This window comes from Pseudahrensia aquimaris, assembly GCF_042676045.1.
Taxonomy (GTDB): domain Bacteria; phylum Pseudomonadota; class Alphaproteobacteria; order Rhizobiales; family Rhizobiaceae; genus Pseudahrensia; species Pseudahrensia aquimaris.
Genome location: NZ_JBHTJV010000012.1, coordinates 125,701 through 138,102, shown reverse-complemented (window position 1 = coordinate 138,102; position 12,402 = coordinate 125,701). Strand labels below are relative to the sequence as shown.

At 53.0% G+C, this 12,402-nt stretch carries 9 protein-coding genes and 1 tRNA gene; all 10 read right to left on the bottom strand.

The window, feature by feature from the left end; genetic code table 11:
• Positions 1–102: 102 nt before the first annotated feature.
• Positions 103–972 (bottom strand): DNA methyltransferase, encoded by an 870-nt coding sequence (locus tag ACFQ14_RS13530; RefSeq protein ID WP_377213286.1) that lies wholly within the window; start codon positions 970–972, stop codon positions 103–105.
• A 130-nt stretch (positions 973–1,102) separates the two neighbouring features.
• Positions 1,103–2,203, bottom strand: a complete 1,101-nt coding sequence (locus ACFQ14_RS13525; RefSeq protein ID WP_377213285.1) for a hypothetical protein — start codon at positions 2,201–2,203, stop codon at positions 1,103–1,105.
• Positions 2,200–5,229: a BPTD_3080 family restriction endonuclease gene (locus ACFQ14_RS13520; RefSeq protein ID WP_377213284.1), complete on the bottom strand. Its 3,030-nt coding sequence runs from the start codon at positions 5,227–5,229 to the stop codon at positions 2,200–2,202. The genes ACFQ14_RS13525 and ACFQ14_RS13520 overlap by 4 nt, the downstream gene beginning before the upstream one ends.
• Positions 5,230–5,716: 487 nt before the next feature.
• Positions 5,717–6,781: a tyrosine-type recombinase/integrase gene (locus tag ACFQ14_RS13515; protein ID WP_377213283.1), complete on the bottom strand. Its 1,065-nt coding sequence runs from the start codon at positions 6,779–6,781 to the stop codon at positions 5,717–5,719.
• Between the two features lie 111 nt (positions 6,782–6,892).
• Positions 6,893–6,969, bottom strand: a tRNA-Arg gene (locus tag ACFQ14_RS13510).
• Positions 6,970–7,031: 62 nt separating this feature from the next.
• Positions 7,032–7,943, bottom strand: a complete 912-nt coding sequence (truB, locus tag ACFQ14_RS13505; protein WP_377213282.1) for a tRNA pseudouridine(55) synthase TruB — start codon at positions 7,941–7,943, stop codon at positions 7,032–7,034.
• Positions 7,943–8,386, bottom strand: a complete 444-nt coding sequence (gene rbfA, locus ACFQ14_RS13500; RefSeq protein WP_377213281.1) for a 30S ribosome-binding factor RbfA — start codon at positions 8,384–8,386, stop codon at positions 7,943–7,945. The genes truB and rbfA overlap by 1 nt, the downstream gene beginning before the upstream one ends.
• Before the next feature lie 3 nt (positions 8,387–8,389).
• Complete coding sequence (locus ACFQ14_RS13495; protein ID WP_377213280.1) at positions 8,390–9,037, bottom strand: LysE family translocator; 648 nt, start codon at positions 9,035–9,037, stop codon at positions 8,390–8,392.
• Between the two features lie 98 nt (positions 9,038–9,135).
• Positions 9,136–11,688, bottom strand: coding sequence for a translation initiation factor IF-2 (gene infB, locus ACFQ14_RS13490; RefSeq protein WP_377213279.1), 2,553 nt, complete (start codon positions 11,686–11,688; stop codon positions 9,136–9,138).
• Between the two features lie 67 nt (positions 11,689–11,755).
• Positions 11,756–12,382 carry an RNA-binding protein gene (locus ACFQ14_RS13485; RefSeq protein WP_377213278.1) on the bottom strand — a complete coding sequence of 209 codons (627 nt, stop codon included), beginning with the start codon at positions 12,380–12,382 and terminating at the stop codon, positions 11,756–11,758.
• Positions 12,383–12,402 lie beyond the last annotated feature (20 nt).

The window sequence follows — 12,402 nt, the reverse complement described above, 5'->3', positions numbered from 1 at the left end:
AACCCGAAAAGGAAACATGCGAGAAACGGGATGCTGTCACCCGTCGACTTCGAACGACAGCAGAAAATGAACGCCGAGGGTGTCTAAGAAACTCGGGGCTATTCAAACATCGTCACTAGTGGATTGAAGAAAATTACCCGACTGACTTCCGGTTTTTTGCGTAGCAATCGAGCAAATAAAATTCTCCTCACCGAACACCTCATCCATCAACGCCCTAACGCGGTGAACATTTTCATCACCTATCTGCACGAAAATGCTGCCACTTTCCGTCAGCATGTCGCGCATCACCGTTAGGCGGTCGCGCAGGTAGGTGAGGTAGGAGTGGATGCCGTCTTTCCAAGTATCGCGAAAGGCTTTCACCTGTTCCGGCTCACGGGTGATCTGGTCCAGCTTGCCGTCCTTCACATCGCGCGAGCGGGTGGAAACCTGCCAGTTGGAATTGAATTTGATGCCATAAGGCGGGTCGAAATAAATGCACTGCACCTTGCCGCGCAGACCTTCGCGCTCCGCAAGGCTCGCCATGGCCTGCAGGCTGTCACCGAGGATCATACGGTTTTGCCAGTGCATGTCGTGCTGGTAGAATTCAGTCTTCGCCTCCGGGTCGATGCCGTTAAAATCGGCAAAGAGATCGGGCGCATCGGAGTTTTCCTCCGCCCGCTCCTTGGTTTGGCGTTTCAGGTCTTCAATGATGACCTTGGGGTGCACTTTTTCCTGCACGTAGATCGGCGGTGCCTGCACCACGAGGTCCGACCAGTCCTGCGTATCCTTGCCCCGCCACACCAGTTGCGCATCCGCCAGCGTCACCGTGCCCGTGGTGCGCAATTGCTCAATTTGCGCATCCGTCAGCTCAATCTCCGCGCCTTTCCAGATGATCTGCGGATCAAGATCGCCATCCCGCTCCCGCGTCTCGCCTTCCGCCAGCGGGTGTTGCCGCTCATAAGTTACTGGCTCAACCGGCTCCATCTCCTCCATTCGCTGCGCAGCTCCATCTCCTCCATTCGCTGCGCAATAGACTGTAGCTCCGCGGAAGGAATATTCTTGCGCGTCGCATCGTCATGGACGATGGATTCGACAGATTTCGGGGCTTTAGGTTTACGCGCCATTACCATTGTCCATAGTTGGGATTGTCTTTTTCATCTTGTCTGCCCTCTTGGAACAGATCTTGAATATCGTTTTCTACCTCGTACGACTCACCTAATTCAGCTTGCCATTGCTCTTTGGTCAGTGGGGTTGAGATGGGTTTGCCGTTGTAACTCAACACTCTTAAAGCGCGGACACTTGTGGGTTTTGAATGCCCAGCTGGATAAGCCCATTGAACCCTCATGTTGTCTTTGATGTCCGGCTGGATTTCTTTCGTTTCCACAAGCTTCCAAAAAGCTTCGTCCTCAATATCGAATGCAATGTCTTGGATTTTATTTGTGGCTGCCTGCCACTTCCGTCCCTCACGTTTCCAGTTCGGAGAATTCACAACAATATCGACTGTTTCAACGGACCAAACCTGCGGTTTTTCCGACTCATTCTCTACTTCATCAGGAATTTGCATAATCTGGCGTGCAAAATCTGCTCGCTTTAACGGAAACTCGTGGGATCGGTCGAATCCGAGAGCTTTTACTTCTGGATTATCCAAACATGCCTTGAAAATCGTATTGCGAGCTGCATACGCCTTCCTCAACTGAGCTGGCGACAAGCCAATCTTTTCTAGGGTGCTCGCGTCTAAAGAGAGAAAGCGCTGAAGCATTTCCGTTACTACGCGTACTGCAATTTCTTTATCTGAAAACTCTGGTTCGGCGATCAGGAAACCAATTGTTCGGTCATCATCATCTCGGGTGAGTTCAGTGCTCTTTCCTTTTACACGTTGTCTAAGTTTTCTGGTTTGTCTTTCTGCAAATGCGGCTGGCTCTTCGTCGGTTAGACCCCTGAAAACAGCTTTACCTATATCGGTTGCCAAAAACCCTAAGACACCAAGCCCAGCGGCAGCCCCGCCACCTAAGACAAACTGTATTACTTCTACGAATCCACCTTGCTCAGATGGTCGAACTCGCAGTTCGTATTTCAGTTCCTTGCTAAAGAAATGGTTGTTAAAATCGTCAATTATTGCCTCACTCGCACGTGCGGTATCAATGAATTGCTTCAGGGAGATGCTGTGTTGATCGACATCGAAGTGAAAGACGATTTCATTTCTCAGAGAATCTGGTTCGCTCATCTTTTTCCTTCAACCGCATCATCAATTAATTTACGAAACGCCGTACCCATATCGAACACATCGCCAAATTCAACGAACGCCCATCGTCCGTGTGTCCTTAGTGCGTTCACACCAGGTATCCATTTTGCGTTCATTGTTTCTGATTTGAGTTTTACGTTTTCGGCTCTGTAGCCCTTCACTTCAACGATCAGATTTAGCGGATCATCCTCGCCGTTGCCGTCGTCCAGCACCGCAATAAAATCGGGAATGTAATGGCGAGGTACGCCTCCATCGCGGTAAGGAATTTCCAGTCCTACATTCTGATTTTTTACGTATTTCAGAACACGGTTGTGGTCTTCCGCCACGCGTGCGAATTCCGCTTCCCAATCACTGTCCAGCACCACATTGTTGATGTGGCATTTGCGCGGATCCGTTCGGTAGACATCTTTCGAAGAGTTGAAACCGACAAAGCGGGTTGAGCCGCTTGGATTGTAGGGGTCGAGTACTGCTTTCACCCTATCTTCAACCCCTAGGCTCAGCGCAATGGCATTGTAAATGCGCTCGCAGGCCTGCTCGCCTATTGAATCGTAAGACAACATCCATTTGCCCGTCTCGCCTGCACATTCGAGGTAATCTTCATCCAGCCAGCGCCGACAAATACGCTTCAACTGACCGAACAGATAGAGTTTCGGCTCACCATCGTCGTCCTTAAAGCGCGTGATCATCAAGCGTTTGGCGAGGTCAAAAGCGATTGAGCTTGGGCGTTTGTTTTGGGCATCTTTGACGGTCAACGTGACGCCTTCGCCAACAATACCCTGAAGCAGCGTTTCCCCGGGCCCAACCATTGACGGATCGATGCGAAGCGAAGAATTTTCAGTGAAGGTGGCAGTCAACTGCTCTTCCGGCATCTCGATGCGGTAGCCGGTGACCCGAGGGTAGGTAATTTCGAGAGCCGCTCGTTCCTTCACCGCCTCAACGCGCTGGGTTTTTGGTGGTGCAGTGGGTTTTGCAACCACAGGCTTCGCCGTAAAGTCGAAGGGAATGCCCAGAACGTCTGAGTATTCGACATCAAACAGACCGTGTTCGTTCAAAGCATAACTATAGCGCCGCAATCCGCGCCCTACGACCTGCTCGCACAGCAGCTGCGAGCCAAATGCGCGGACCCCAAGAATATGCGTGACGGTGTTTGTGTCCCAACCTTCAGTCAACATGGAAACCGAAACGACACAGCGGATCTTCTCGCCAAGCCGTCCTTTCCGCCCAATTGTGTTCATGGCCTCTCGTAGAAGCTCGGCATCGGAGATTTCACCGCCAATATCACTGTTTGCGCGTTGATTTCTTTCGCGTTTGAACTGCTCGATTTGCGGCTCCATGGCTGCGCGGAAATTAGCGTCCAAGTCACCGCCGCTTTCAATCTGATGAGAATCGATCAAAAGCGTGTTCGGACTGCTGAGGCGATTTCCATGTTTGTCGAAGTTTGAAAACAGTTCGAGCCATCCGCTATGTTTCCATATTTCCTCCCCGTCTTCGTTAGGGCGTGTCCAGCCGGATATCCACTCGGAAACAAGCTCAGAGGTGGACGTATTGTTACAAACGACGATGAAAACAGGCGGCACATCAATGCCTGACTTCCGCCATTCGTTATCGACCTTCACGTAGTGGTCGTAGAGGGCATGCAGTGCCGTTTTCAACTTGTCCGGCAGGTCTTCGGGGTTGCTGGACGCTCCTGCCTTGCCACGCCCTTTCTTGGGCATATCCTTGCCGATGTGATCCCAAATGTTGCGAAACACAGGAGCGTCCTCGTTGGGAATATTATCTGCGACCGGGACGCGTGGCAGCTTCACAATCCCACATTCAATCGCGTCCATCAGGCCAAAATCACTGACCGTCCAAGGAAACAGCGTACCTTCAATATAGCCGGAGCCTTTCAGGAAAAACGGCGTAGCAGAGAGATCGTAGACCGCTCGTACTCCGAGCTTCCGCTTCACGGCTTCGATGCCATTTATCCAAACGCGGGCATATTCGTTCTGATCTTTGGCTTCCTTCCGATCATCGCTTTTGAGGTCATCCAAGTTATGGTCACCCGGCTTTTCCCGGTAGCAATGGTGGGCTTCATCGTTGATGACAATGACATTTTTCTCGCCCATCAGCGCGTTCGCAACACGCCGCACCATCTGACCTTCGTTCTCTTTGGTATTGAGCTCAGGTCCTCGCCCTTGGCGCAGTCCGCGACTAATCCTGTTGCCGTCATCCGTCTCACGCAGCTGAAAAGCATGGTAATTTGTAATTACAATTTTAGCTTGGTGCAGTTCGTCAAGCATATCCGTCGGCACCAATTCCCGCGACTGATAGTAAGAATTGGGATCGTTTGGTTGTAGAACTTGCAGTCGGTCACGAATGGTTATGCCAGGAGCAATTATTAGAAACCCCCGGGTAAACAGCTTGCTGTTCTTCAATCGCGCAAAGTTGAGGGTCTGCCAGGCTATAAGCATCGCCATTACGGTGGTTTTCCCTGCACCGGTGGCCATCTTCATTGCAAGACGCAACAATTCCGGGTTGGCTTGTTCATTGGCACCACGAATGTGATCCCAATATTTTTTGTACGACGGATTTTTCCGCGCGACTTCAGTGAGCCAGATAACTGTTTCGACCGCTTCGACCTGACAGAAAAACGGTCGAATATCTTGATACTCGTGCTCCCTCCAGTGTCTCAGGAGCCGTGCAGTCGTTGGGGTCACACCCCAATCATTTGGATTAGACAGCTGACGCCAGCTAGAAACATGCGACCTGATCTCATTGATGATCGGAGTGGGGTTGTATTCCTGCTCTTCAGTGGAGACGCCGCCAGCATCCTCAAAAAGTAAATCAGTCTGTTTTCCAGCTTTTTTCTTCTTTTTCGACTTTGGAACGGGCGTGATGAATTCAGAGCGTCTGCGGCCCTTTTTTGGTTCTCCATCCAGCGGCTGACCGTCTTCATCTAAGGCATGATATAGCGAAGGCTCCAGATATGGAGAATTCAGGATTGGACGGTCGTAGAAGGACGTCATTTTCGCGGTCGCAAGACTGGATATTTCAATGCCAACTCAGTGAACCCCATTTGCCGTCTCTCTGCTAGGAATAAACATGAAGATCAACAGAAACACATATGATATTAGCGATAATCAAATTCATGAATCGGTTTCAGAGCACAACGGTGTTTCACAATAATATTAAATTATGAAATACCAGTCAGAAATAGAATAAGTGAAATTACAAGGTATTGAGTAATCATCCAAACGCTGCAAAATCCCGTGCCGAAGCCGTGATCGTAAGGGTTTTGGCCCGGCACGGGAGATGAATTTCATTTCGAGTATTGCAGAAATAAACTGGTTCGATCCGTTGGAGAAATGTGTGGCCACTTTTCCGTTGATACGGCATCCAGATAGCTGAAGTTTACTGAACCGACCTTCAAGTTAACACTTTCTGCGGCACTGCAACTATGCTTAGCCTGAGACACGCCACAATCTAAGAAGCGGCGCTTATTCAAGTGTTTGCTCACCCACGCTTACTTTTCCGCTTTCGTTCAAATTCACGCAGTCGAGCTACTTTATCTTTGATACGAATGTGGCGGTATCTCAAAAGGCTTTTGATGTCTCGGTGGCCAGAAAAATCCATTACCTGTTCAACTGTCCAACCGGCTTCAAACAGTCGTGAAATCGCCTCATGCCGATAGTCGTGCCAGCGGACCCATGGTGCGCCAACGATTACGCGAGCGCGTTCTATGGCCTGTTTCAACGTCTCCGCTGTCGTATCGAAAATCACGCCACGACGGATGTTGGAGTTCGGCAAACGCTCAATCACTTTTGCAGCCTTTTTGGTTAGCAAGATGTATCTGCCTTTGCCGTTCTTGCCTCGCTGAAGCCAAACCGTACCCTTTTGTGGATCGTAGTCCTTCCACTCAAGGCGCAGCATTTCTCCGCGTCTGGCGCCAGTATCTAAAGCAAACGTCGCGCAAGCTTCGACCCAAGGGTTTTGCTGGTTTTTAAACTCCTTCTTCAGCGCTTTCACGATGCGCTGAGGGATGCGAGGAATTTCGGTGTCTTCAACGTGTGGACTTGGCACATTGGCCAGTACGTCAAGCATATGGTGTTCTTCGCAGGCCAGTCGCATCACCGGTCGTATCGCTGCCAGTTCACGTTTCACGGTCGCTGGTGCAACATCCTCCAGTCGCTCTGCAATGTAATCTTCCCAGTGCTCACGTCTCAGATTGGATAAGCTATAGTCTACAATGAACTCTTCACGGACAAAGCGTTTGAGGCGCGCAATATCTGGCCCGGGATCAACTCTAGGCTTCTTGCCGCCTTCCAACCGACCAATTTCGATATTGAGAATATCAGCAACCGTAACCTTATCTGCTGACGTGCGATCGCCTTTGAATCCGCGCGTTCGATCAAGCTGTGCTTGATAAACCGCTTCTTTTGCATCTTCGAGCCTATCAAAGCTCTTGGTGAAGTTCGGAAACCTCCTGTGGCGGATTTTCACCTGATAGCCGGTGAGCCTCCCATCGTTCGAAATGCGCTCATAAATATAGTCGTGATTCTTGAGTTTTTTGACCGGCATTGGGAACACTCCATGAACAGATTTGTCCCAATTTTGTCCCAAAAGCTTGAAAAGAGCAAAAAGGCAACTTGCCTTATTTCGTCTACACCGATGATTTCATGAAGAAAATTTTGGTGCACCCGGCGCGATTCGAACGCGCGACCTCTGCCTTCGGAGGGCAGCGCTCTATCCAGCTGAGCTACGGGTGCTTGAAGAAAGAAGTAAACCTGTGGGTCTTAGGCTGCAAGAGGGTTTTGTTCGAAACGATGGCCTATCCGAGCAATACGCGTTTGGGCTGGAATGTGCCCTTGGTTACATCACCGATAGCGATGAGCTTGCCCTTGTAGATGGCGCAGGCATCTTCTTCTTCCGCTGGTGCGTCGCGACCTCGAAGGATGATAGAATTGCCTAATCGAATGCGCCGTGCTTCGTCTTCGCTGACCCGCAATTCGGGAAAGCCGTGCATTGCCGCGCGGGGCGAAATCAGAAATGCGTCAAGCGCATCTAGATCGCCCTCAAGTGCCATGAGGTCGGCGAGAGAAATACAATCGCTCTCTTCAAAGGGCTCTACGAAGGTGCGGCGCAAGGCGGTGATATGGCCAAAGCACCCAAGCCTTTGGCCCAGATCACGCGCAAAGGCACGGACATACGTGCCTTTGCCGCAAACCACCTCGAAGACTGCATGATCGTCATCCGGGCAGTCTATAAGTTTGAACTGATCTACTTGAACTTTCCGCGCTTCCAGCTGCACCGCCTTGCCGGCGCGGGCTTCGGCATAAGCACGTTTTCCGTCGATCTTTATAGCGGAGAAAGCGGGAGGAACTTGGTCTATTTCGCCGATAAATTCCGGGAGCAGAACTTCAATTTCGGCTCGTTTTGGACGCGCGGCGCTGGTTAAAATAACCTCGCCTTCAATGTCGTCCGTGTTAGTTTGTGCACCCCATTGCACTGTGAAGCGATAGGCTTTCTCGCCATCGGTTACATACGGAACGGTTTTCGTTGCCTCGCCCAGCGCGATGGGCAGCACGCCAGTTGCAAGCGGGTCAAGCGTGCCAGCGTGGCCGGCCTTTTGCGCCTGAAAAAGCCAGCGAACTTTGCCAACAGCCTGTGTAGAACCAAGTTCGTACGGCTTGTCTAAAACCAACCAGCCAGAGACGGCGCGGCCTTTTTTCTTCCGTGCCATTATTTGGAATCGTCTTTGCGAATGTCTGGCCGCATTTCTTCGCGCACATCGCGCTGCACGGCATCGCTTTTCAGCAGACGGTCAATCTTGGCAAAGTTCTCAAAACTTGTGTCTTCGCGAAAACGAAATGTCGGCATGTATCGCATTTGATTGAGATAAGGTGTGGCGCGTGCGCGGATGAATTTCATGTTTTTCGCCAAAGCTTTGCAGATTGCTTGAGCGTCAGCAGCTCCTTTGCCGTTCTTCTTGCGCCCACCCAGAGGCGAGATGAATGCAGTCGCGATCTTCAGGTCAGCTGACATGCGCACTTCGGTGACGCTGATGAGTTGGCTGGACAGAATTGGATCTTCCAGCGTTTCTCTGGTCAACACTTCGGTGAGGGCGTGACGCACGTGCTCGCCAACGCGCAATTGTCTTTGAGAGGGGGCTTTCGATGTGGCCAAGATTTACTCCACTGCAATCTGTTCACGGCTGGCAAGAGCCAGCAATCCGGCAGCAAACAGCAGTGCGCCGCCGGATATGCGATTGATGAGGACGCCCTTGCCGCCTGCGAGCAAGCGTGTTCCTGCGCGATCGGCAAGAACCGCGTAACCCATAACGCAGATCAGGTCGAGAGTAGCCACCGTTGCGGCCAGCAGTGCGAATTGCGGCAGGAGCGCTTGGTCTGGCGTGGTAAATTGAGGAAACAAAGCGCCGTAAAACGCAATTGCTTTTGGGCTGGTGAAGGAAACGATGAACCCTTGCCCATAGCGCCAGCGAAACGATTTTTGCTCTCGCATCTGCACTTCTGTTACTGTCGGCAGTGTTGGCCCGGAAGAGCGAAAAAGCTTGATGGCGAGATAGATCAGATAGCCTACGCCCACGATCTTCAGCGCATTGAAGGCCAATTCCGAGGTAGCCAAGACAATTCCAAGCCCTGTGACGGCGATGACGATCTGCACAAAATTCGCCGAGATATCGCCAAAGCCAGTCGCCCAAACCTTACGCCAGCCAAAACGCATGCCGTGGGTCGTCGCCAGCATCGTGGCAGGGCCGGGAGACAACAAGATGATGAGGGCGGTGCCGACAAAGGCGAGGTAGGTGGTTAAAGTCATGGCGTCATTCTTTCAGGCTCCGCAAAGTGAGCGGGCTGATTTCATGGGAGAAAATGTAGCGTTGCGGTGGAAGTAACCCCAAATACAACGCTACGTTTCTAATCCAGCGAACGTTCAATCATTTCGACGGTGAAGCACTCAATGACGTCGCCTTTGCGCATATCTTCATATTTCTTGAAGGCCATGCCACATTCGGTGCCGCTGTCGACGCGGTTTACTTCGTCTTTGAAGCGTTTCAGCGTGGCGAGCTCGCCTTCGTGGATCACAACATCGTCGCGCAAAAGGCGCACGCCCATGCCGCGTTCCACGTGGCCTTCTGTGACCAAGCAACCGGCGACCTTGCCGATTTTGGAATGACTGAAGATTTCCAGAACTTCGGCGTAACCGATAAAGGTTTCGCGGCGCTCTGGTGCCAACATGCCGGAAAGCGTGTTTTTCACATCGTCGATAAGATCGTAAATGATCGAGTAATATCGAATCTCAATGCCTTCGCGTTTCGCCATTTCCTGCGCCTGCTTGTTGGCACGCACGTTGAACGCGATAATGGGCGTTTGGGATGCCATGGCGAGCGTTACGTCGGATTCAGTGATGCCGCCGACCCCTGCATGAACGACCTGCGCCTGCACTTCATCCGTTCCCAGACCATCGAGTGAAGAGCGGATGGCTTCCACTGAACCCTGGGTGTCCCCCTTGATTACGAACGGCGCTTTGTCAGCGCCTTTCTCGGTCAAGTTGGTCATCATCTGCTCAAGCGATCCGCGCTGACCGGCCTGTGCCGCAACTTCCAGTTCGCGGGCTTTGCGCTGGCGATAATCGGAGACTTCACGGGCACGGGATTCGCTATCGACAACAACAAGTTGATCGCCAGCCGAAGGTGCGCCGGACAAACCGAGCACTTCGCACGGTGTCGAAGGACCAGCTTCTTCCATCTGTTTGCCATGATCGTCGATCATAGCGCGCACGCGGCCCCATTCGCTGCCTGCAACGACGATATCGCCCTTTTTCAGCGTGCCACGCTGGACGATGATGGTTGCAACCGCACCGCGGCCTTTATCAAGTTGCGCTTCAATCACGATGCCCTCTGCAGGGCGATCCGGGTTGGCCTGAAGTTCGAGCAATTCGGACTGGAGATTAATCGCGTCGAGCAGGTTATCAATGCCGTCGCCGGTTTTTGCCGACACTTCTACATCGAGTATCTCACCGCCCATGCCTTCAACAAACACTTCGTGCTGCAGCAATTCTGTGCGCACCTTGTTGGCGTCGGCGCCGGGCGTGTCCATTTTGTTGATGGCAACGATCATCGGCACTTCAGCAGCTTTGGCGTGTTTGATACTTTCAATCGTTTGCGGCATGACGCTGTCGTCAGCGGCAACCACAAGGATTGCGATGTCCGTCGCTTGCGCACCACGGGCGCGCATAGCGGTAAACGCTTCGTGTCCCGGTGTATCGAGGAACGAGATCTTCTTGCCGTCACGCTCAATCTGATAGGCGCCGATATGCTGGGTTATGCCACCGGCCTCTCCATCAGCCACGCGGGCCTCGCGGATTTTATCGAGCAGCGAAGTCTTACCGTGGTCGACGTGGCCCATAATGGTCACGACGGGCGGGCGAGGTTCCATAGCTTCTGGCGCATCAGGTGTATCGTTCAAACCCTCTTCGACATCCGACTCAGAGACGCGCACAACGCTGTGGCCCATCTCTTCTGCGATCAGTTGAGCCATATCGGAATCGATAATGTCGCCCGGTTTCAGCATCTGGCCTTGGGCCATCAGCAGTTTGACGACGTCCACTGCGCGCTCCGACATGCGGTTGGCGAGTTCTTGAATGGTAATCGTATCTGGCACTGTGACCTCGCGCATGACCTTTTCGCGTGGGCCGCTGGACTGGCCGCCACGCTTTTGCTTTTCGCGCTGGCGGCGCATTGAGGCAAGCGAGCGAGCGCGCTCGCTGTTGGCGTTGAGCGCGTTGGAAAGCGTCAGCTTCGTGCGACGACGATCATCTGTGCCTTTCGGGCGCGCTGCAGGTTTCTGCGGTTGCTCAGGCTTGCGCGCTGCATCGCGGTTGATGGGTGTGGCTGTTTTCTTAGTCGGCGCACCATCTTCGGAAGCCGCAGCTGCCGCAGCGGATGCATCAGCGGCTGCCAGACGAGCCTCTTCCTCTTCGCGTGCCTTACGAGCAATCTCTTCGGCTTCACGCTTGGCAGCTTCTTCAGCCTCTTGCGCTTCGCGCTCTTCACGCGCCTTGCGGGTGGCTGCATCTTCGTTAGCGCGCCGAATGGCTTCTTCTTCTGCACGCTTCTGATCTTCAATCTCGCGCAGTTTAGCCTCTTCCAAGGCCCGTGCGCGTGCATCCATTTCACCAGCAGAAAGGTTGCCAGTTGGCACCGCAGGCGCAGCGTCTGCAGATGCTGGAGTGGTTGCCGGCTCAGCGGGCTTTGGCGGCGGAGGCGTGACAGATTCTGTCTTGGGCGCGAACACGGATTTGCCCTCGCCCGGCTTGACGATACGGCGCTTCTTTGTCTCCACCACGACGTTGTTGCTGCGCCCGTGAGAGAAATTCTGTTTAACTGTGCCGGGGCCACCACGAGGCTTCAGCGAAAGCGTGCTGCGTCGTGGTGCTTCCTTACCGTCAGTTTTGTTTTCGTCGCTCATATACGTCTTTACCTTCCAGGCCCTTGAGGCCGGTTACTTCTCTTTGCGGGATGCGCAGTCGGCCGGATCACTCCGGCTGTTCTTCACCCCGTTCGCCGTTGTTCCCAACAGCATTTTCGCGATACGCAGCCAGTCGAGCAATGCACCGCAGACAATTCTTCGCGGCGCCACCCCGTGTCAGGGCTGCATGTATCACATTTGTTGCGCCCAATGCCAAATCCAATTGCATTGAACTAAACCCTTGCCAGACGATAATCGTCCGCTTCGAATTCTCCTGCGCCGCCCGTATGGACGATGCCATTTTTCGTACCCCGTCGGGGGCTGCATCGCTGGCATGGAGAATGCCGATCGCTTTGCCTCTGGCGAGCGCCGTCTCCACTTTGCCGCTGCCCGTGGTGCACTCGCCTGCCTTGCGGGCAAAGCCAAGCGCTCCAAGAGCGATTTGAGAGAGCAAGCTGTCCACCTGTTCCCCCAAATTCTTATCTGCCTTAACTGGCGCTTTCAGCCCTCTTGCAAAGGCCTTCTTCGCCACGGCTTCGTCCACCATCGCTCTGCTTGCAGTTACCCACACGCCACGGCCTGGCAGATTGTTCTTCAGGTCCGGCACAACCATGCCGTCCGGGCCCGCCACGAACCGGATCAGTTCTCCCGGTTCACGGACCGAGCGGGTGACGATGCATGTCCGCTCGGCCATTTTTGCTTCTCCAAGGTCTT

Coding starts and splice junctions, on each gene's coding strand:
- ACFQ14_RS13530 (WP_377213286.1), bottom strand. CDS start 972: ATGGAGGAGATGGAGCCGGTTGAGCCAGTAACTTATGAGCGGCAACAC.
- ACFQ14_RS13525 (WP_377213285.1), bottom strand. CDS start 2,203: ATGAGCGAACCAGATTCTCTGAGAAATGAAATCGTCTTTCACTTCGAT.
- ACFQ14_RS13520 (WP_377213284.1), bottom strand. CDS start 5,229: ATGACGTCCTTCTACGACCGTCCAATCCTGAATTCTCCATATCTGGAG.
- ACFQ14_RS13515 (WP_377213283.1), bottom strand. CDS start 6,781: ATGCCGGTCAAAAAACTCAAGAATCACGACTATATTTATGAGCGCATT.
- truB (WP_377213282.1), bottom strand. CDS start 7,943: ATGGCACGGAAGAAAAAAGGCCGCGCCGTCTCTGGCTGGTTGGTTTTA.
- ACFQ14_RS13495 (WP_377213280.1), bottom strand. CDS start 9,037: ATGACTTTAACCACCTACCTCGCCTTTGTCGGCACCGCCCTCATCATC.
- infB (WP_377213279.1), bottom strand. CDS start 11,688: ATGAGCGACGAAAACAAAACTGACGGTAAGGAAGCACCACGACGCAGC.
- ACFQ14_RS13485 (WP_377213278.1), bottom strand. CDS start 12,382: ATGGCCGAGCGGACATGCATCGTCACCCGCTCGGTCCGTGAACCGGGA.